The sequence below is a fragment of the Streptomyces sp. NPDC030799 genome, from assembly GCF_055572255.1.
In genome coordinates this window covers 1-19735 of record NZ_JBVIDS010000001.1, presented here as the reverse complement: position 1 = coordinate 19735, position 19735 = coordinate 1, and the positions used below count along the sequence as shown (strand labels likewise).

Annotated in this window: 15 protein-coding genes; 7 read left to right on the top strand and 8 right to left on the bottom strand. The window is 73.2% G+C overall.

Annotation, left to right across the window (positions count from 1 at the left end):
* Positions 1–75 precede the first annotated feature (75 nt).
* Complete coding sequence (locus ACZ41I_RS00075; protein WP_468512790.1) at positions 76–1506, top strand: GH1 family beta-glucosidase; 1431 nt, start codon at positions 76–78, stop codon at positions 1504–1506.
* 72 nt (positions 1507–1578) lie between these two features.
* Here ACZ41I_RS00075 and ACZ41I_RS00070 read toward each other — a convergent pair whose 3' ends face one another.
* The 5 genes from ACZ41I_RS00070 to ACZ41I_RS00050 form a co-directional block, all read right to left on the bottom strand.
* On the bottom strand, positions 1579–5733 hold the full coding sequence (locus ACZ41I_RS00070; protein WP_468512789.1) for a trypsin-like peptidase domain-containing protein: 4155 nt from the start codon (positions 5731–5733) through the stop codon (positions 1579–1581).
* Complete coding sequence (locus ACZ41I_RS00065) at positions 5717–6028, bottom strand: trypco2 family protein (protein ID WP_468319753.1); 312 nt, start codon at positions 6026–6028, stop codon at positions 5717–5719. Before ACZ41I_RS00065 ends, ACZ41I_RS00070 begins: the two co-directional genes overlap by 17 nt.
* Positions 6029–6116: 88 nt before the next feature.
* Positions 6117–7583, bottom strand: a complete 1467-nt coding sequence (locus tag ACZ41I_RS00060) for a glycoside hydrolase family 18 protein (protein ID WP_468512788.1) — start codon at positions 7581–7583, stop codon at positions 6117–6119.
* Positions 7584–7715: 132 nt separating this feature from the next.
* The gene (locus ACZ41I_RS00055; RefSeq protein WP_468512787.1) at positions 7716–9098 is read right to left on the bottom strand and encodes a sensor histidine kinase; all 1383 of its coding nucleotides are present in this window, start codon (positions 9096–9098) and stop codon (positions 7716–7718) included.
* Positions 9095–9814: a response regulator transcription factor gene (locus ACZ41I_RS00050; RefSeq protein ID WP_399768728.1), complete on the bottom strand. Its 720-nt coding sequence runs from the start codon at positions 9812–9814 to the stop codon at positions 9095–9097. The genes ACZ41I_RS00055 and ACZ41I_RS00050 overlap by 4 nt, the downstream gene beginning before the upstream one ends.
* Before the next feature lie 99 nt (positions 9815–9913).
* Between ACZ41I_RS00050 and ACZ41I_RS00045 the strand changes: the two genes are divergently transcribed.
* Positions 9914–10411, top strand: coding sequence for a hypothetical protein (locus ACZ41I_RS00045; protein WP_363213946.1), 498 nt, complete (start codon positions 9914–9916; stop codon positions 10409–10411).
* A 43-nt stretch (positions 10412–10454) separates the two neighbouring features.
* Here ACZ41I_RS00045 and ACZ41I_RS00040 read toward each other — a convergent pair whose 3' ends face one another.
* Both ACZ41I_RS00040 and ACZ41I_RS00035 read right to left on the bottom strand, forming a co-directional pair.
* The gene (locus ACZ41I_RS00040) at positions 10455–11339 is read right to left on the bottom strand and encodes a spermidine synthase (RefSeq protein WP_363213945.1); all 885 of its coding nucleotides are present in this window, start codon (positions 11337–11339) and stop codon (positions 10455–10457) included.
* Between the two features lie 34 nt (positions 11340–11373).
* Positions 11374–11787: a hypothetical protein gene (locus tag ACZ41I_RS00035; protein ID WP_363213944.1), complete on the bottom strand. Its 414-nt coding sequence runs from the start codon at positions 11785–11787 to the stop codon at positions 11374–11376.
* Positions 11788–12053: 266 nt separating this feature from the next.
* Here ACZ41I_RS00035 and ACZ41I_RS00030 point away from each other — a divergent pair, with 266 nt between their 5' ends.
* Positions 12054–13523 (top strand): hypothetical protein, encoded by a 1470-nt coding sequence (locus ACZ41I_RS00030; RefSeq protein WP_399768723.1) that lies wholly within the window; start codon positions 12054–12056, stop codon positions 13521–13523.
* A gap of 103 nt (positions 13524–13626) precedes the next feature.
* Here ACZ41I_RS00030 and ACZ41I_RS00025 read toward each other — a convergent pair whose 3' ends face one another.
* Positions 13627–14223, bottom strand: coding sequence for a histidine phosphatase family protein (locus ACZ41I_RS00025; protein WP_363213942.1), 597 nt, complete (start codon positions 14221–14223; stop codon positions 13627–13629).
* Positions 14224–14439: 216 nt separating this feature from the next.
* On the opposite strand from ACZ41I_RS00025, the gene ACZ41I_RS00020 reads away from it, so the two are divergent.
* The 4 genes from ACZ41I_RS00020 to ACZ41I_RS00005 are packed head-to-tail and all read left to right on the top strand — an operon-like array spanning position 14440 to position 19430.
* Positions 14440–15393, top strand: coding sequence for a phosphatase PAP2 family protein (locus ACZ41I_RS00020; protein ID WP_468512786.1), 954 nt, complete (start codon positions 14440–14442; stop codon positions 15391–15393).
* Positions 15290–16516: a hypothetical protein gene (locus ACZ41I_RS00015; protein WP_399768719.1), complete on the top strand. Its 1227-nt coding sequence runs from the start codon at positions 15290–15292 to the stop codon at positions 16514–16516. Before ACZ41I_RS00020 ends, ACZ41I_RS00015 begins: the two co-directional genes overlap by 104 nt.
* Entirely contained in the window at positions 16507–18096 is a 1590-nt protein-coding gene (locus ACZ41I_RS00010; RefSeq protein WP_468512785.1) for a hypothetical protein, read from the top strand. The genes ACZ41I_RS00015 and ACZ41I_RS00010 overlap by 10 nt, the downstream gene beginning before the upstream one ends.
* Entirely contained in the window at positions 18093–19430 is a 1338-nt protein-coding gene (locus ACZ41I_RS00005; protein WP_468512784.1) for an AAA domain-containing protein, read from the top strand. The genes ACZ41I_RS00010 and ACZ41I_RS00005 overlap by 4 nt, the downstream gene beginning before the upstream one ends.
* Positions 19431–19735: the final 305 nt, after the last annotated feature.

Below are 19735 nucleotides of genomic sequence, written 5' to 3'. Positions count from 1 at the left end.
CCCCGGCCCCTCCGGATCCTCTCCATTCCCCCGCACTACGCCAGGTCTCCTACGACCCCCAATGGGAGCGCTTCCATGCCCGAACCCGTTACCTCCGTGACCTTTCCTTCCGCCTTCCTCTGGGGTGCCGCGACCTCGGCGTACCAGATCGAGGGGGCGGTGCGGGAGGACGGCCGCACGCCCTCGATCTGGGACACCTTCAGCCATACGCCGGGCAGGACGGCCGGCGGTGACACCGGGGACATCGCCGTCGACCACTACCACCGCTACCGCGACGACGTGGCGCTGATGGCGGAGCTGGGCCTGAGCGCGTACCGCTTCTCGGTCTCCTGGCCCCGGGTGCAGCCGACGGGCCGGGGCCCCGTGGTCCAGCGCGGTCTGGACTTCTACCGCCGCCTGGTGGACGAACTCCTCGCCCGGGGCATCAGGCCGGCGCTCACCCTCTACCACTGGGACCTGCCGCAGGAGCTGGAGGACGCGGGCGGCTGGCCGCAGCGGGACACCGCGTTCCGGTTCGCCGAGTACGCCCGGCTGGTCGGCGAGGCGCTGGGCGACCGGGTGGAGCAGTGGATCACCCTCAACGAGCCCTGGTGCAGCGCCTTCCTGGGATACGGCTCCGGCGTCCACGCCCCCGGCCGTACCGACCCGGCAGCCTCCCTGCGCGCCGCCCACCACTTGAACCTCGCACACGGCCTGGCGGCTTCGGCCCTGCGCTCGGTGATGCCGGCCCGGAACGAGATCGCGATCAGCCTCAACTCGTCCGTGGTACGGCCGCTTTCCCAGGACCCCGCCGACATCGCGGCGGCCCGCAGGATCGACGACCTGGCCAACGGCGTCTTCCACGGCCCGATGCTGCACGGCGCGTACCCCGCGTCGCTGCTGGAGGCGACGGCCTCGGTCACCGACTGGTCGTACGTCCTCGACGGCGACACACGCACGATCAACGTGCCGCTGGACGCCCTGGGCCTGAACTACTACACCCCGGCCCTGGTCTCGGCCGCGTCCGGCGGGGCCGCGGGTCCCCGGGCGGACGGCCACGGCGCCAGCGACCACTCCCCCTGGCCGGGCGCCGACGACGTGCGGTTCCACCAGACGCCGGGCGAGCGCACCGAGATGGGCTGGACGATCGACCCGACGGGCCTGTACGACCTGCTCCTGCGCTACACCCGCGAGGCGCCGGGTCTGCCCCTCTACATCACGGAGAACGGCGCCGCCTACGACGACAAACCCGACCCCGACGGCCGCGTCCACGACCCCGAGCGCATCGCCTACCTGCACGACCACCTCGCGGCGGTCCGCCGGGCCATCACCGACGGCGCCGACGTCCGCGGCTACTACCTGTGGTCCCTGCTGGACAACTTCGAGTGGGCGTACGGCTACGGGAAGCGGTTCGGGGCGGTGTACGTGGACTACGGGACGCTGGAGCGGACACCGAAGTCGAGCGCGCGGTGGTATGGGCAGGTGGCCCGGACGGGGGTGTTGCCGGGGGTGGAGCCTGGGGTCTGAACATGCCGGGACGGCGTGCGGCAGTAAAGGGAGTACCGCACCCCGCGTCTGCCGAGGTCGGTTCTCGGTGAGCTAGTCGTCGAGGCCGAGGTGCGCAAAGACGGCGTCCCGGACGCAGCGCACGGCGCCGGGGTCGACCACGGCCAGGACGGGAACGGCGTGGTACCAGCCCTCCGGGGTGAGTGCCTCGGCGAGGAGGGACCTCGCCCGAGCGGGATCCGGGCCGTCGGGGGGCGGGTGGAGGTGCGCGGCGATGCGGCGGGCGAGTGCGGCGCGGATGCCGCCGCCACCGCCGATCAGGCCGCCGGGGTCGACGGGTGCGCAGGCAGCGTGACCGGCGAGGGCGGAGAGGGCGGCCGACGCGAGCTCCTCATCGCGCCCGAAGCCCTGGACAACGGCCCTGGCCTCGGCGTGGTTCCCCAACGCGGTGTGAGTGAAGGCCTCCGCGACCGCCGCCCGGAGATCCCGCACCGCTCTGTCCTCCCGCACCAGTCGGTCGAGTCGGCCCCGGGTCCTCTCCGGATCGTTCGCGGCGGTGGCCAGCACGATCAGGGCCCTCTCCCCGTATTCGCATGCCGTGGGATCGTCCACGTCGACCCCCCACAGCAGTGCCTGGACACGGGCGGCGCGCTCGGCGTCGTGGGGAGCCGTCGCGGCCAGCAGCCCGAGGAGGGCAGGCACGGATGGAGGGTGCCTGTCCCGGTGCTCGCGGAACAGGGCATCGGCCAAGTGCTCCGCCCTGTCCGGATCGTGCGGCCACAGGGATGTCACCACGATCGCACGAGCTTGATCGGCGAAGAAGTAGTCGGTCCGGCCTCTTCCGAGCTGTTGCACCAGCTTCATGGCCCGCTCCGCCCCTCCTGTGCTCGCCAGTGCCTGGACGACGGCGGTCAGCACGCCGGCACGCACGACCTCGTCCCAGCCGCCGCCGAGCTCGGCCGTACGGGCCGCCTGCTCCGCCAGACACGTCGCTCGAGAAGCGTCCACGCCCCCGAGGGCCACCGCCGCGGCGGCGTACGCGAAGGCACACATGTCGGGCGTGCGGATCGCCTCGACAAGACACTCGGCGTCGTCCGGTGCGCCCGTGGCGGCGAGTGCTCCCGCGAGCACGGCGAGGCGCTCGTCCTGGCGGGAGGCGTCGATCCAGCTGTAAGTCTCGTCCGTCCCGCCCCTCAGCTGGTTGCCACGCTCCGCCTGGCGGAGCAATCTCAACGACCGGGCGGGATCGGTGTCGACGAAGTGGTCCGCGAGCGCGGCGAGTGCTCCGGCGACCCCTTGCCACCACCAGGTGTTCGTCCCGGTGAGCAGCAGGGTCTCCAGCTCGTCGGCGGCTCCTGCCGTGGCGAGCAGTCCCACGACCCGGCCGACGGAATCGTCCTCCTCGGAGGGGTCATGAAGCTCCCAGAAGCCCTCGAGTTCCTCCCACGCTTGCAAGACGCGACCCTCCCGGGCCCACCCCACGGCCATCGCAGGTCCCACACTCCGCGACGGATGGGACCACCGCAGCAGAACCTCCCGGAGTTCGTGTGCCTCGGCTGTGCGATGGGTCTCGGCGAGCGCGGACACCGTGTCGTAGGCGTCCTCTTCATTGCCGGGCGCCATCAGCCCCCCTCGCCCGTGAGCTTCGAGGGCGAGCCGGATCATGCGCTCCGCCTGGGGCCGGTTCACGGTGTGCAGGATCCGTGCGGCGGCCGCGGGGACATTTCCTGAGGCGTAGGCGTGCTCCTCGGCGAGGGCGGCCACTTCGTCGTACAGACGTGCGGCACGGCTCGGCGCTGCATGGGCCGTCCATGCTTCGGCCGTGGCACCCAGCGCACGGACACGGTCGGGCAGGAAGGTGATACCTCGCGCCAGTTTTTCCGTGTGGTGCAACAAGTCGGCCGCGCACTGTGGGTCCTTGGCAGCGCGGGCGACCATGGCCAACGCCTCGACGCCCCGCCTCTTGCTCGGCGGTCGCGACTCGCCGAGCCGGCGCAGTGCCTCACCCTCCTCGCCCGTCGCCATCAAGACGGCGGCCAGCTCCCGCAGCGCGTCGTCGACGATCCCGTCGCCGTGGGACCACTGATTCTCGCCCACCGTCCTCCGCGTCAGTTCCAGCGCTTCCTCGGCCAGCCCCACGGCCCGCCGGTCCCCCGCTTCGGCCAGAACGCGTGCAATCCGGGCCAGTGCGCGTGCGCTGTGGAACGGATCGAAGACACTGCGGGCGAGCCCGATCGCATGGCGCACGCGACCCAGGCGGGCGTAGACCGCGGGGATGTCCGGGTGCAGCGACTCGTTGCGCCAGGCGAGCAGATCCGCCACGGCTGCAAGGGCTGCCAGTGTCCCCAGGTGATCAGGGGCGTTGCTGCGTACCACCTGTCGTGCCGCCTCGATCTCCGCGAGGCACGCCGCGTCGCTGCCGGTGACCTCCCGCAGCCGGTCGCGTCGGCGAGCGTCCGTGGCGAGGGCACGGATACGACGTACGTCCTGGAACTGTGTGAGCAGACGGCCGTACGGCTGGAGCAGGTACAGCGGGGTGTCGGCCGGCCACCCCTTGCGTGCATGGGCCTCCGCCCAGCTGTGCAGACGTTCGGCGTACGTGTCCAGGTCCGGCCCGAGTTCCTCCTCGGCCGCGGTGAGAAGGGTCTCGTGTGCGAAGAGGTAGCCGCGGCCCGCCACGTACAGGGTCACGTCTCCGCCGCTGTCGACGCCGGTACCGCGCTCGCGCAGGATACGGCCGAAGGCACTGCCGAGCCGTCCGGTCAGCTCGTGGTGGCGCGCGCCGGTCAGTTCGCGCAGGTCTTCAGCCGTGAGTGTGCCGCGTGCCGCGGCGAGCAGCCCGACCAGGTCGACCTGCAACCGGTCTCCGGACAGCGCCCGCCGGAGGTCGAGCCTGGCCTTGTACTCGGTGTGCCGTGCCTCCGCTGTCGCCGTGAGTTCGAGGACCCGGCAGTGACGCAAGGGGTGTTCGTCGTTCACGTCCAGGGGAAGGTCGGGGCTCGGTCGGCCGGTCACCAGGACGCGGACGTTCGGGGGAGGCCGCCGCGGCAGCAGTGACGCGATGCTCGGTCCGCTTCCACCGTGTGCGAGGGACTGGTCCTCGTCGAGTCCGTCCACCACGAGGAGCAGGGTGCCACCGTACTGTGCGACACGTTCGGCGGCCTTGCGCAGGAGCAGGCCCCGCAGCCCGTCGCGGGCCCCCGGCGAGTGCTGACCGAACGGCGCATGACCCGCGATGGCGGCGAGCTGGTCGATGAGGGCGCTGGTGAAGGCGTCGCTGTCCGACTGGTGTGCGTTGCGCGAGGTGATGAAGAACCACACCGGGACGACTCCGCGGGGCGGGTGCAGTGCGAACCATGCGGCCAGCGAGGTCTTTCCGGACCAGGGCCGCCCCTGAAGCCTCAGATACTGATCGGGGCCGCTGCACAACGCGACGAGCTCGCGCAGCTCGGACTCCCGGCCCTTGAGTTCCTCGGGGGCGAAGTCCTCGGCGAGCTGGGTGCGGTAGGCCTCCTGAATCAGGGCGAACGTAGTGGCCGGTATCACCTCAGGCAGTGACTCGGTGGCCAGCTCGCAGCCCAACGCCTCCTCCAGGAGAGCCAGCTCCGCGTCGGGGAGCGCTTCGGCCCAGCGGTCGACCCGGAGCGCGGCGATGCGGCCGGGGCCGTCGCTGCGGTGGTGGCGAGCAACGATGCCGATGAGTCGCCCGTTGCCGAAGACGGCCGCCCCGGACATGCCTTCCCAGACGTCCCGGCCAGGCTCCGGGTCGTCGGCGGGAGGCGAGGTGATGGCGAGGTCGAGGGTGCCCTCACGCCGGTTGGAGAGTACAGCGCAGCTGGTGCGGACGTGCTCCGCGTCGCGGAAGCGCGAACCGTCCTCGCCGCGACGGAGCTTGAATCGCGGGAAGCCCATGGCGGTGCAGGACAGCACCGCGTCCTGGTCACCGACCCGGCCGAAGGTGGCGGGGGTGATGCCGGCCACCGGCTCGGCCGTGATGGCGAGTACCGCGACGTCGATGCCGTCCTGCCGGTACAGCACTTCGGCCGCGACGGTCCGCTCACCCGGCCGGTCGGCCTGAAAACGGACGTGCACATCATTCGCGCCGTCAACGACATGGGCGGCGGTGAGGACCTTGCCCGGTGCGAACAGATAGCCCGTACCGCGCCTGGCCTCAGCACGGTTGGACGGCGCTGCGATGATCTCGGCGACCTGTGCCGGCCGAAGGCCCGGGTCACCGCTCGCCGTCAACCTCGCCGCCCGCGATCAGAACAGGCCGGGCCGGGGTGCCGTCCGCCGGGATCGTCTTCGGGGTCAGCGTGACCTTGATCCGTTGGGTCTGCGCGTTGGAGTACTTGCCGTTCGCGCCCGCGTCGACGACCCACAGCTTCACCTTGGCGTCCGCGCCCGCCTCGCGGGTGACGGCGACGGTGGCCTCGACCTCCACCGGACCGACCTCGAACCGTACGAGCTGCCCGTCCCCGCCCGTCAGGGCCGACGTCAGCTGTTCCCTCAACTCGCGGATCATGTCGGACAGTTCGATCACTGCGCCCCCTCGTCCACCGGATGACCCGATGCTACCGGGGGGCGCGGCACCCCACCGTCGTGCCGCGCCCCCCGCGCAGGGGGGTGGGTCACTTGAAGGCGCCGAACGCCTTCGAGAAGGCGTGCTTGTCCTGGGCGATCGAGCTGCAGGTGGCGTCGGCGGTGGGCTTGGGGCCGCCGGCGCACTGCTGGTCGCGGGTGGCGGACCACATCGAGAGGCCACCGAGGCCCTTGGACTTGGCGAAGGTCGCCAGCTGGGTGGCGTCGTCCACCTTGAAGACCTCGGAGGAGACGTCGTTGACACCGATCATCGGGGTGACCGCGACGGTCTTCCAGGCGGCGGAGTCGGAAAGGCCCAGCACGCTCTTGACCTGCGCCTGGGTGGCGGTTGCCGCCTGTTCGGCCAGGTCACCCATGTCCCCGCTGAACGAGGGGCCGTAGTCCATCGCCATGATGTTGACCGTGCCGATCTTCACGCCGTTGGCCTTGGCGTCGGACAGGAGGTTCACGCCGTCCTGGGTGAGGCCCTGCGGCAGCACGGGGAGGGTGAAGGAGACGTCCAGGTCCGGGTGCTGGGCCTGGAGCTTCGCTATCGCCTTCGCCCGGAGGGTGTTCGCCGCCGTGTTGGGCAGCGCGCCGCCCTCGACGTCGAAGTCCACCTTGGTGAGCTTGAACGCGTCGACCGCCTTGCCGTACGCCGCCGCCAGCGCGTCGGCGGAGGAGCAGGTGGTGGCCAGTTCGGAGCCGGACGCGCCGCCGAAGGAGACCCGGACGTCGCCGCCCTTGGCACGCAGGGAGCCGATCTGCGCGGCGACGCCGTCGCTGGTCAGGTCGGTCACTCCGCCCCACTTGGGGGTGCAGCCGCCGCCGTCGGTGATGAAGGCGAGGTTGTAGTTCTTCACGCCGGTCGCGTCGGCGGCGGCGAGGAGGTCGAAGGCCGGATAGAGGGAGGTGTCGACGTACGGGGCGAATCCCGCGGAGGAGGTGGTGCCGTTTCCGGTGCCGGTGCCGCCGGTGGGCGTGGGGGTCGCGCTCTTGGTCGGCGTGGGGGTGGGAGTGGACGACTTGGTGGGGGTCGGGGCCGGCGACTGGGTGCTGGTCGGGCGGCCGCTCGGCTCGGGAGTGGGCGCGTCGTCCGCCGAGCACTTCGCGTCGTCGATACGACAGCCCCCCGGGTCGCCGCTGCCGTTGACCACGAAGCCGACGGTGACCGACTTGCCGGGGGCCAGACCGTCCCTGTCCCACTTCGGGGGCTTCACGGTGACGTGCCGGCCGCTGACGCTCGACTCTCCGTTCCAGAGCGAGCCGAGCCGGGCTCCGGCCGGCAGGTCGAACTCCAGCGTCCAGGTCTTCTCCGGCTGGGCGCTGTTGTTGGTGACGACGTACTGCGCGGTGTAGCCCGTCGACCAGTCGCTGGTCCTGGTGTACGCGGCGTTGACCCCGGCCGCGTTCGCGGTGCCGGTCAGCAGGATGGCGCCGCCGCCGACCGCGGCCGCGGCCACGAGCCCGCCGATCGCCTTGTTCCTGCCACTGATCCTGCGCCGGTGCGTGCTCATGCGCGTGCCTGCCTTCGCTGTTCACGGGGGTGAGGTGCGGCAGCACGCTAGCGATCCGGAATCGGACAAATGGCTTGATCGGGACGGCCGTTGCAGACCTTAGGGTTCGCTTAAGGAAGGGATCGGCGACGATTAATGGTCGAGACCAGTCGGGACCGGTTTGCCCGATCGGCGTCTTCGCGCACGGCCCCGCGCCACCGGCCCCCGCCCGTCCAGCTGGAACCAGATCCGCACCTCGGTGCCGCCCAGCACCGAGGATCCGATCCGGACGTCCCCGCCGGTGGCCTCGGCGAGCCGGCGCACGATGTCGAGGCCGAGCCCGGTCGAGCCGGTGTTGCCGGAGCCGCGGCCCCGGGCCATCGCGGCGTCCGGGTCGGCTATGCCGGGGCCCGCGTCGGAGACCAGCACGATCACCGCGTCCTCGGCGTTGTGCACGTCGACCGCGAAGGCGGTGCCCTCGGCGGTGTGCCGGAAGACATTGCCGAGCAGGGCGTCGAGGGCCGCGGCCAGGTCGGCGCGGGCCACGGGTATGCGCACCGGCCGCTCGATTCCGGCCACCCGCCACTTGCGGCCCTCGTCCTCGGCGAGCGCGGACCAGAACTCCATGCGCTCGCGCACCACTTCGGCCACGTCGCATCCGGCGCCGGGCCCGGCCGCGACCGTCTGCGGCTTGGCCTCCCGGGCCGTACGGATGATGGTGTCGACCTCGCGCTCCAGCTGGGCGACGGCGGCGCGGGTCTGCTCGGCGGCGGGCCCCGCGCCGAGGGAGGCCGTGTTGAGCCGCAGGACGGTGAGCGGGGTGCGCAGGCGGTGGGAGAGGTCGGCGGCCATCTCCCGTTCATTGGCGAGGAGTTGGACGACCTGGTCGGCCATGGAGTTGAACGCCACGGCGGCCAGTCGCAGTTCGGTCGGACCGTCCTCCGGCACCCGGGCGCCCAGCCGGCCCTCGCCCAGTTCGTGCGCGCCCTCGGCCAGCCGCTGGGCGGGGCGCACCATGCGCACCCCGAGCCGGTCGGCGACCGCGACGGAGCCGACGATCAGCGCCAGGCCGACGGCCGCGAGCACCGCCCAGGCCGTGCCGACGCCATTGGTCACCTCGGACTCGGGGACGTAGACCTCGACGACCGCTATGGCGCCGGAGCCGAGCGCGACCGGCTGGAGCAGCGTGGAGCCGCCGGAGACGGAGGTCGTGGAGGCGCGGCCCAGTTTCCGCACCGCCTGGATGTCGCGGCCGGCGGCGCGCTGTCTGCCGAGGTCGAGTGCCGACCGGCCGTCGGCGGCGGGCAGATGCACGGCCATGCCGGAGTCGGCACCGGCGGAGGCGACGACGCGCTCCAGTTCGTCCCGGTCGGTGGTGATGGACAGCGCGGGCGCCACCGCGGCGGCCTGCCGTTCGGCGTTGGAGAAGGCCCGGTCACGGGCCATCTCCTTGACGACCAGCCCGAGCGGGACCGCGAAGGCGACCACGACCATCGTGGTGACCGCCAGGCACACCTTGACCAGGGCCCATCTCATCGGACCGGCTCCCCGTCCGCAGCCGGTGCCACGGGGGGTTCGAGCTTCACGCCGACGCCCCGGAGCGTGTGGAGATAGCGGGGCCGGGCGGCCGTCTCCCCCAGTTTCCGGCGCAACCAGGACAGATGTACGTCGATGGTCTGGTCGTCGCCGTAGGACTGCTGCCAGACCTCGGCGAGGAGTTCCTTGCGCGGGACGACGACCCCGGGGCGGCCGGCGAGGAAGGCGAGCAGGTCGAACTCGCGGCGGGTGAGGTCGAGGCGGACTCCGTCCAGTTCGGCCTGGCGGCGCAGCGGGTCGACGGTCAGGCCGCCGACGCGGAGCACGGACGAGGGCGGGGCCTCCCCTCCGCCGGAGCGGGCCCGGCGCAGTACGGCCGCCATCCGGGCGGACAGGTGCTCGACGGAGAACGGCTTGGTCAGGTAGTCGTCCGCACCGGCGTTGAGCAGCCGGACGATCTCCGTCTCGTCGTCCCGTGCGGTGGCGACGATGACGGGGACGTCGGTGATGCCGCGGAGCATCTTCAGCGCCTCGGAGCCGTCCAGGTCCGGCAGTCCGAGGTCGAGGACGACCACGTCGAAGCGGAAATGGGCGACCTCGCGCAGCGCCTCCAGCGCCGTACCGACGCTGCGCACGGTGTGTGCGGCGTCGGTCAGATGCCGGATGAGCGCCGAGCGTACGAACTGGTCGTCCTCGACCACGAGCACACTTGCCATGCGCCGCACCGTACGCCATGCGGACCACACCGGGCGGGCACCTGTGGACAACTCGGAGCATGTGCGCACCGCGGTGCCCCTGAGGCAGTATGACCCGCCATGCGCAGAGGACTCGTACACGTACTGGCGTGGCTGCTCGCGACGGGAGCGGCGGTCACGCTGTCGTGGTGGGGCGTGCACACGGTGATGGCGGGGACGGCGTACGACCCGCCGCGCGCCCTGCCGGTCACCGCCGCCGACGCCACCGCGCAGGGCGGCAAGGCGCTGCCCCCGCCGGCGCACCGGCCGTCGCCGTCGAAGAGCCCGTCGAGCCGGCCGCCGACGCCCACGCCCTCCCGGACGCCCACCCGCACCCCCTCCCCCGCCACCACGTCGGGCCGGGTCAAGTCGTACGACACCGACGGCGGCCGGGCGGTGTTCGAGTTGGACGCCTCCAGCGCCACCCTCGTCTCGGCGACGCCGGGGACCGGCTGGTCGATGCAGGTGTGGAAGACGCAGACATGGATCCGCGTGGAGTTCAGCCGGGGCACGGACCGGGTCTCGGTTTTCTGTGCCTGGCACGACGGTCCGCCGCATGTGGAGGTGGGCAGCTACTGAGCTCCCGAACGGCGGCCGAGCAACCGCGGGAAGGGCCGGGGCGTCAGCGGAACACCGAGGGCGGTGGGGCCGGGGAGGCCGCCGCCGTGGCGTCCGTCACCGGGAGTGCGCCGCCGGTGAAGTCCCTCAGCGGCTTGCCGTGTTCGACCCGGCCCGGGTGCGGGTCGGCGGCGGCGCGGCGGGTGAGGTCGGCGAGCGGGAGCGGGGCGTCGGAGGCGACCAGGACGGCGTTGCCGAAGCGCTTGCCGCGCAGGACGGCCGGGTCGGCGATCAGCGCCAGCTCGGCGAACCGGGCGGCGGCGGTGGCGATCTGGCCGCGCAGGTGGGCGAGCGGCGGGCCATCGGCCAGGTTGGCCGCGTAGACCCCGGACGGCTTCAGGGCCCGGCGGACCTCGTCCAGGAACTCGGTGGAGGTGAGGTGGGCGGGGGTGCGGGCGCCGCTGAAGACGTCCGCGACGACCAGGTCCGCCCACCCGTCCGGGACCTTCGCCAGCCCCGCGCGGGCGTCCGCCGAGCGCACCCGTATCCGCGCGTTCGGGTCCAACGGCAGCTCCCGGCGGACCAGTTGGACCAGGGTCGCGTCGCGTTCGACGACCTGCTGGGTGGAGCGGGGGCGGGTCGCTGCGGTGTACCGGGCGAGGGTGAACGCGCCGCCGCCGAGATGCACGGCGTGCACGGGCCTGCCGGGCGGGGCGAGAAGGTCGATGACATGGCCGAGGCGGCGCTGGTACTCGAAGGAGAGGTACGCGGGGTCGTCCAGGTCGACGTGCGACTGGGGCGCGCCGTCGATCAGCAGCGTCCAGGCCCGGTTGCGGTCGGGGTCGGGCACCAGCTGAGCGAGCCCGCCGTCGACCGCCTCCACGACGGCTTCGACGGCCGGCCCGCGCCGCGTGTCCCGTGTCCGCCGTGTGTTCCTGGACCTGCCCATCGGACCATTTTCGCAGCCCGTACGGGCGGGCGCCTCACCGGCGGCTGTCGGCCGCCTCGATCATCCGGGCCGCCTCCCCGAGGGCCCGGCGCAGCACCACCGGATCGGTGGCGAGGTCGGCCTCGCCGGGCGGCAGCAGCCAGTCGGAGCCCTCCACCGGCGGCTCGGGATCGAGTCTCAGTCCACGCCCGTCCGTCTCCGTACAGGTGCTGCCCGGCACGTCCCAGCAGGCCGCCGTGCCGGCCGGAACCAGGAAACCGAGGGTGGCGCAGCCGCCGTCGTGCAGCACGGGTCCCATCGCGTCACCGGCGCCGCGTCGCAGGATGTCGACCGCCTCAAGGCCCTGCCGGGCCGGTACCGTCACGAGGTCGCAGGCCGCCTCGGCCGCCGCACCCTTCGCGGCCGACGACGGCGAGGTACAAGGTTCGTTGCTCTGGCTGGTCTCCATGCCGGCCTCCACCACACAGCCCTGTTGCGGTCCACGGGGTCCAACGCGTGAACGCGTCAACGGCTACGGCACAAGTGCGCCGCAAAGGATGGCACTTCATGGCGGATCGTGGATGAGATATCCGGTTTGTAGCCAAACACAGCGTGGCGGACCCTTCACAGCAGGTACGTTCATGCCCGCCGGAACCAGGACGTCACTCGGACAACTCGTCCCGAATCCGTCCCGGATCCGGCATGGTTCGACGGTTCGCACGAGAGGACCCGGCCATGGCGTCGTCAACCGAGACCGCGTCACAGCCCGAACGGCCACCCCGGCCGAACCTCGCCTTCCGGCAGCTGCGCGGCAGTCGTTCACCGGCCGAGTTCGCGGCACTGGTACGCCGTGCCGCGCGCGAGATCGGTGAGCGGGTGAGCTGTGACGCGCGGTATGTCGGCAGGGTCGAGGCGGGCGAGATCCGCTGCCCCAACTACGCGTACGAACGGGTGTTCCTGCACATGTTCCCCGGCCGCACGCTCACCGACCTCGGCTTCGCGCCCCGCTCGTCCGTCCGCGGGCGCGCGGCGCGGACGACGGCGGCCATGCCCGGGGCACTCATCAACGGTGAGGGCCGGGGGGCCGGTGAGACACCGGCGGCCTTCGAACCGTATGACACACAGGACCCGTACGACCCGCACGAGCCGTACGCGAAAGACCATCCGAACCACGAGGAGAGCGACGTGCTGCGTCGCGCATTCATGACCGGCGGAGGCGCCACGGTGGCCGCCGCCACGCTGGGCCCGCTGGGGCTCACCACGGACGCCGCCGCGGCGGTCCGCACCGCTCGCCGGCCGGGAACGCCCGAGGCGGCCGCCCTGGAGGAGGCGGTCCGCCGTATCCGGCTGCTCGACGACCGGCACGGCGCGGACGGCCTCTACCGGCGCGCGGCCGCTCCGTTGCGCGCGGCCTACGCGCTGCTGGACGCCGGCGCGACCCGGCAGACCACCGCCGACCGCCTGCACTCGGGCGCCGGTGAACTCGCCATCTCCGTGGGCTGGCTGGCGCACGACTCGGGCCGCTTCGACGACGCCCGCTCGCACTATGCGGAGGCGCTGGCCACCGCCCGGATGACCGGGGACCCGGCGCTGGAGGCACACGCCTTCTGCAACACCGCGTTCCTTGCGCGGGACGCCGGCCGCCCGCGCGAGGCGGTCCGCGCCGCGCAGGCCGCCCAGCGCGCAGCCGCTCCGCTGGGTTCGGCGCGGCTGATGTCCCTGCTCGCGCTGCGCGAAGCCGGCGGCTGGGCGGGGCTCGCCGACCGCACGGGCTGCGAACAGGCTCTCGTCCGGGCCCAGGCGCTCTTCGCGCGGGGCCGATCGGACGCCGACCCCGAGTGGATGAGCTTCTACGGCGAGGCCGAGCTGGAGGGGCTTGAGGCGCAGTGCTGGTCCACGCTGGGTGACTGGCGGCGCGCGTCCCGGCACGCGCGCCGGGCGGCGCATCTGCAGGATCCGCACTTCACGCGGAACATCGCCCTGTACATGGCCGAGCTGGCGGACGACCTGGCCCGCGAGGGCCGTCCCGACGAGGCGGCGGCAGCCGGTCTGAGGGTGCTGTCGTTGCTGGACCAGGTCCAGTCCTCCCGCGTCCAGGGGATGCTGGCGGGGACGGCTCGGGTGCTGTTGCCCCACCGGCGGGCGTCGGGAGTGTCGGAGTTCCTGGACCGGCATGCGTCCATGCCGAGAACCGGGAGGGCGTAACCGCTCCGGGCAGGGGCTGCCGGTGGTCTCCGGGCTGCGGTGCGCGGGGTCGCTCGCGCAGTGACCCGCCCCCTTCAGGGTGCCGCCCAGCCCCCGCACCCGATCATCCCGCCAAGTGCCCCACGTCGTTCCAGCTCTCGATCGCCGGCTCGCCGTAGGCCCAGCCGAGGACGGACAGCGAGGTCGGGTTCAGGCGTATCCGCGCCGCGAAGTCCAGCGGCAGGCCCAGCCACCGGGCGCCTATGGAGCGGAGGATGTGCCCGTGGGCGAAGACCAGGACGTCGCGATCGGACGAGCGGGCCCAGGAGACCACCTCGTCCGCACGCGCGGTCACCTCGGCGAGGCTCTCGCCCTCCGGCACCCCGTCCCGCCAGATCAGCCACCCCGGCCGTACGGCCTGGATCTCGGCCGGCGTCATCCCCTCGTAGGCGCCGTAGTCCCACTCCACGAGTGTGTCCCACACGGTGGCCCGGTCCCCGAAGCCGGCCAGTTCGCACGTCTCACGCGCGCGTGCCAGCGGACTGGTGCGCACCTCCACCCCCCGCAGCCCGTCCAGCGGAGCCCGGTGCAGTCGCTCGCCGAGCAGCTTGGCTCCCCGCCTGCCCTCCTCCAGCAGCGGCACGTCGGTCCTGCCGGTGTGCTTGCCGGACAGCGACCATTCCGTCTGTCCGTGCCGGGCCAGCAGGATGCGCGGTGCCATGGGAGACCTTTCCGGGAGGAAGACGCCACACGGACGCCACGAGAACGACGAGAGAGGACTTCTCCATCATCGCTCACACCCGTTCGGGGCAACCCGGCGGGCGATGTCAGCGTCTTCGGGGGCCGGAGCGCCCGCATGGGCGGAACACGGACACCGTAAAGTGGCACGGTCGCCCTCCGGGGGCGCACCGCACTGCAGAAGGGGGAGGGCGATCGGATGCCGCAGACCGAGACACCGGGCACCGAGGTGACCCCGCGACCCCGGCTGCGCTGGTGGACCGAGCTGCCGCTGATCCTCCTGGTCTACGGCTGCTACTCGGCCGGCCGGCTCCTCGCCCGCGGTGACGTGTCCTCCGCCGTCGACCACGGCCTGGCGCTCCTGCGCCTGGAGAAGGCCCTGCACCTGGACGCGGAGCACCCGCTCAACCGGCTGTTCACGCGCGAGCCCTGGCTCGGTGTGCCGGCGGACTTCTGGTACGCCTCGCTGCACTACCTGGTCACGCCCGCCCTTCTGATCTGGCTGTTCCGGGCCCACGCCGAGCACTACCGGCGGGCCCGCACCTGGCTGATGACGTCCACGTTCATCGGCCTGATCGGCTTCACGCTGCTGCCCACCTGCCCGCCCCGGCTGCTCTCCGCCGGTCACGGCTTCGTGGACACCATGGCGCACTACAGCTCGTACGGCTGGTGGGGCAGCGAGGCGAGCGCGCCGCGTGGCATGGGCGGGATGACCAACCAGTACGCGGCGATGCCGAGCCTGCACGTCGGCTGGGCGCTGTGGTGCGGGGTGATGCTGTGGCGCCACGGCCGTACCCGCCTCGCGAGAACCGTCGCCGTCGGCTATCCGCTGGGGACCGCCCTGGTGGTCATGGGCACCGCCAACCACTACCTCCTGGACGCGGTCGCGGGCGTCGCCGTGATGGGCGTCGGCCACCTGCTGGCGCAGCCCGTGATGCGGGTCGTGGACCGGGTCCGGGCCCGCCTGCCCCGGGTGTTCCCGCGCAGCGCACCGGTCACGGACGCCACGGGTTCCCCGATTGTCAGTGCCGGATGCCAGACTTCCGCGGGTGAGCGAATTCCACGGCAGCGCCAGTCGCAGCTCGACGCCGGGGCCGAACCGGACACCTCCGCCCGCGACGCGGGCGAAGGGGCTCCGACACCGACTCGCTGAGCTGCGCGGTCCCGACGTACCGGCCAAGGCCCTGGACGCGCGCGCCCTCGCGGCGCTCGCGGCGAACCCCGGGTGCGCCAGGCGGGCCATCCTGGACGGCGCCGGGGTGGACAAGGCGCGGCTGGCGAGCGCGCTGGGCGCGCCGTCCGCGTTCGGTCAGTCGCAGTTCGCGCTGACGCGCGGCAACGCGTTCGAGGCGAAGGTGAAGGCCGACGGCGGCGCCGAGTTGCTCCGGCTGGCGCACACCCGCCTCGACCCGGGTGCCGCAGCGCCGGAAGGGGCCGCCGTACCCGACCTGACCGCGCACGGCCCCGAGGGGCGTACGGCACGTACGGCGCTGGCGCTGCGCGAGGCCACGCGCGCGGGCGGCTGGACGCTGCTGGACCATCCGATGCTGGCGCTGGACGTGGCCGGTTCGCTCGCCTTCCTGGAGCCGGACGCGGTGGTGGTGCACCCGGACGGCAGCTGGTCCGTGGTGGAGATCAAGTCCTTCCCCCTGCTGGACGGCTCGGCGGACCCGGCGAAGGTCGGTGCCGCGGCCCGGCAGGCGGCGGTGTACGTGCTGGCGCTGGAGGAGGTCGCCGCGCGGCTCGGCGCGGAGCCGGAGGGACGCGCCCACGAGCACGCCCCCGTCCCGTTCGTACGGCACCGGATCCTGCTCGTGTGCCCGAAGGACTTCTCGAACCTGCCCGCCGGCTCCGCCGTCGACGTCCGCAAGCAGCGCGCGGTCACCGCCCGCCAGCTGGCCCGGCTCACCCGGATCGAGGAGATCGCCGAGGCCCTGCCCGAGGGCCTGTGCTTCGCGCCCGACCGGGGCGCCGAGGAGCTGACGGCGGCCGTGGAGGCGGTCCCGGCGGCGTACGCGCCCGAGTGCCTGTCCGCGTGCGAACTGGCCTTCCACTGCCGGGACCGCTCCCGCGCGCAGGGCGCGGTCACCCGTCTCGGCCGTCCGCTGCGCGCCGAACTGGGCGGTCTGACCACGGTCGAGGACGTCCTCGCGGCAGCCCGCGGCGAGACGGGCGATCCGGACGACCCCGCGGTCGCGGCGCTGCGCAGGGCGGCCGCCCTGCGCGCGGAGGCGCTGGCGGACGCGGCCCGCCGGGAGGTCGTCCCGTGTCCCTGATCACCACCCTCGCCCGGCTGGAGGCGGTCGCCACCGGCCGGGCCCAGCCCGCCGCGACCGTCCGGCACCGGCATCTGTCCGACCGCCCGCTGGTGTTCGTGCCGCTCACCACCGCGGGCGAGGCCGGCGCCCCGCTCGGCGCCCTGGTCGGCACCGACCGGGACGCGCCCCGCCTGCTGGTCGTACCGCAACCCCGCGACCGCGACCTGCGGTTCTCCTTCCTCGCCGACCTGGCCGATATCGTCCTGCCGTACATCGACTCCTGTGCCAAGTCCGTGGAGGCGGCCGAACGCACCGAGACCGACCCGGAGACCGGCAAGCGGGTCAAGGTCGAGGTGGAGCTGTGCGCGGACGCGCCCCAGCTGATCGTGCCGAGCCGCGCGGGCCTGGACTTCGTACGGCTGCTGGGCCGCTCGATGCGGTTCCGCCGTACGGCCGAGCAGGACCCGGAGGCGCCCTACCCGGCGCCGCCCCGGGTGCCGCTGCTCGGCCGCTGGCTGACCCACTACGGCGAGCGGTCCCGGGTCCCCGGCTCCTCGCTCCTGCTGGCCCTGACCGATCTGCTGTCCCGGCACTGGGCGACCGGCCAGTCCGGTCTGGAGGACCAGCACCTGGGGGCGCTGCTCGCCTGGATCGACCCGCCCGAGGGCACCTCCGGCGCCGAGGCCGCGCGCCGGGCCGAGCTGGCGCGGGACGCGGCCGGCCAGCTGCTGTGCCCGCCGGCCGGTCCGGCCACCGACCCGGCCTTCGACAACAGGCTGCTGGCCCCGGCGATCGAGCGGTACGACCGCGCACGCGCGGCACTCGCCGCCGCCGAGGACGCCCTGGCCGCCGACGACCGGCTGGCCGCGCTCACCACGGCCGAGCAGACGATCCGCGACCTGGTGGAGAGCCGCACCCGGCCCACCTGGGACGCGGTGTGGCGGGGCCTGGACCTGCTGCGGGCGCTGCCGGAGGGCGCGCACGTGGCGGAGCGCTGGACCCGCGACCGCTGGTCCTTCACCGGGCACCGCGACCGGGTGCTGGCCGGCGAACCCCCGCAGCCGCGCCGGGACGATGCGGTGACGGCGGCGAACAAGCTGGCCACGCGCGAGCGCGAGCAGGCCCGTCTGGAGGCGCAGGAGGCGCTGGACGATCCGCTGGTGATGGCGGCGCGGCGGCTGGCCGGGGAGGCGTTCACGGGCGAGGTGACCGATGTCGTGATGGCGTACAGCGAGGGCAGGCGGCCCAGCCCGCGCCCGCTGGTGACGGTCCGCACGGACGACCGGCCGCATCTCGCGGAGCGCGCGAAGGTGTACCGCTCGCTGGGCGGCAAGCCGCAGTCGGCGGAGTTCGCGGGATACGACTCCGAGGACGGCCTCGTGCTGCGGATCCTGGACAAGATGGGCCGCGGCAAGGAGCCCGAGCCCGGTTCCGTGCCGGAGAAGGGCGACCGGGTGTGCTTCACCCTCTTCGAGCACGAGCAGCGCGGCGGGGCGAAGCTGCCCGACCCGGAGGAGACCCCGTGGACGCACGGCGGCCCGCCCGGTGAGGCCGTACCGGAGGCCCCCGACACGGTGACCGAGGAGGATGTGCTGTGACGACGGTCGACGTCGATCCCGGGGCCGCTGCCGCCCGCGCCACCGACGCGATCCTCCACGACACCCTGCACGGCTCCGAGCGCGGTGTCGTCGTGGACTCCCCGCCCGGCGCGGGCAAGTCGACGCTGGTGGTCCGCGCGGCGCTGGAACTGGCCGAGGCGGGCCGCCCGTTGATGGTGGTGGCGCAGACGAACGCACAGGTGGACGATCTCGTCCTCAGGCTCGCCGAGAAGAACCCAGACCTGCCGGTCGGCCGCCTGCACAGCAGTGACACCGACGCCTACGACAAGGCGCTGGACGATCTGCCGCAGGTGCGCACCTCCGCGAAGGCGGCCGACCTGAACGGCCTGCCGGTCGTCCTGTCCACGGCCGCGAAGTGGGCGCATGTGAAGGTCGACGAGCCGTGGCGGCATGCGATCGTGGACGAGGCGTACCAGATGCGTTCCGACTCCCTGCTGGCCGTGGCGGGGCTCTTCGAGCGGGCGCTGTTCGTCGGCGACCCCGGCCAGCTGGACCCGTTCGCGATCGTCGGCAGCGAGCAGTGGGCGGGCCTGTCGTACGACCCCTCGGCGTCCGCGGTGACCACCCTCCTGGCCCACAACCCCGGCCTGCCCCAGCACCGCCTGCCGGTCTCCTGGCGCCTCCCGGCCTCCGCGGCCCCCCTGGTCTCGGACGCCTTCTACCCCTACACGCCCTTCCGCAGCGGCACCGACCACGACGACCGCCGCCTGACCTTTGCGATCCCCTCGGACGGCTCCGGCCCCGACCGGGTGATCGACGAGGCGGCGGAATCCGGCTGGGGCCTGCTGGAGCTGCCCGCCCGGCACACCCCGCGCACGGACCCGGAGGCGGTGCGGGCCGTGGCCACGGTCGTCCGCCGCCTGCTGGACCGAGGCGGCGCCGCGACCTCCGAACGCTCCCCCTCCCCCACCCCCGTCACCCCCGACCGCATCGCCGTCGGCACGGCCCACCGCGACCAGGCGGCGGCCGTCCGCACGGCCCTCGCCGAGCTGGGCGTGGCGGACGTCACGGTCGACACCGCGAACCGTCTCCAGGGCCGGGAGTACGACATCACGGTCGTCCTGCACCCGCTCTCCGGCCGCCCCGACGCCACCGCCTTCCACCTGGAGACGGGCCGCCTGTGCGTCCTGGCCTCCCGGCACCGCCACGCCTGCATCGTGGTCTGCCGCGCGGGCGTGAGTGACCTCCTGGACGACTATCCCTCCACGGAACCGGTCCAGCTGGGCACGCTGGTGAAGTTTCCGGACGGCTGGGAGGCGAACCACGCGGTGCTGGCGCATCTGGCAAAACACCGCGTGAGCCGACGGCCATGACCGGGACCAGGAGCGCCGCACCACCACACCTCCGCGTCCGCCCCCCAACCGCCGGACGGAGTCCGGCACGCCGCCGCAGGCGGCCGATGAACACAGCCCGGACGGCTGGGAGGCGAACCACACGGTGCTGGCGCATCTGGCGGAACACCGCGTGAGCCGGCGGCCATGACCGGGACCAGGAGCACCGCACCACCACACCTCCGCGTCCGCCCCCCCCAACCGCCGGACGGAGTCCGGCACGCCGCCGCAGGCGGCCGATGAACACAGCCCGGACGGCTGGGAGGCGAACCACGCGGTGCTGGCGC

Coding starts and splice junctions, on each gene's coding strand:
- ACZ41I_RS00045 (WP_363213946.1), top strand. CDS start 9,914: ATGCGCAGAGGACTCGTACACGTACTGGCGTGGCTGCTCGCGACGGGA.
- ACZ41I_RS00060 (WP_468512788.1), bottom strand. CDS start 7,583: ATGAGCACGCACCGGCGCAGGATCAGTGGCAGGAACAAGGCGATCGGC.
- ACZ41I_RS00030 (WP_399768723.1), top strand. CDS start 12,054: ATGGCGTCGTCAACCGAGACCGCGTCACAGCCCGAACGGCCACCCCGG.
- ACZ41I_RS00055 (WP_468512787.1), bottom strand. CDS start 9,098: ATGAGATGGGCCCTGGTCAAGGTGTGCCTGGCGGTCACCACGATGGTC.
- ACZ41I_RS00020 (WP_468512786.1), top strand. CDS start 14,440: ATGCCGCAGACCGAGACACCGGGCACCGAGGTGACCCCGCGACCCCGG.
- ACZ41I_RS00075 (WP_468512790.1), top strand. CDS start 76: ATGCCCGAACCCGTTACCTCCGTGACCTTTCCTTCCGCCTTCCTCTGG.
- ACZ41I_RS00040 (WP_363213945.1), bottom strand. CDS start 11,339: ATGGGCAGGTCCAGGAACACACGGCGGACACGGGACACGCGGCGCGGG.
- ACZ41I_RS00035 (WP_363213944.1), bottom strand. CDS start 11,787: ATGGAGACCAGCCAGAGCAACGAACCTTGTACCTCGCCGTCGTCGGCC.
- ACZ41I_RS00025 (WP_363213942.1), bottom strand. CDS start 14,223: ATGGCACCGCGCATCCTGCTGGCCCGGCACGGACAGACGGAATGGTCG.
- ACZ41I_RS00050 (WP_399768728.1), bottom strand. CDS start 9,814: ATGGCAAGTGTGCTCGTGGTCGAGGACGACCAGTTCGTACGCTCGGCG.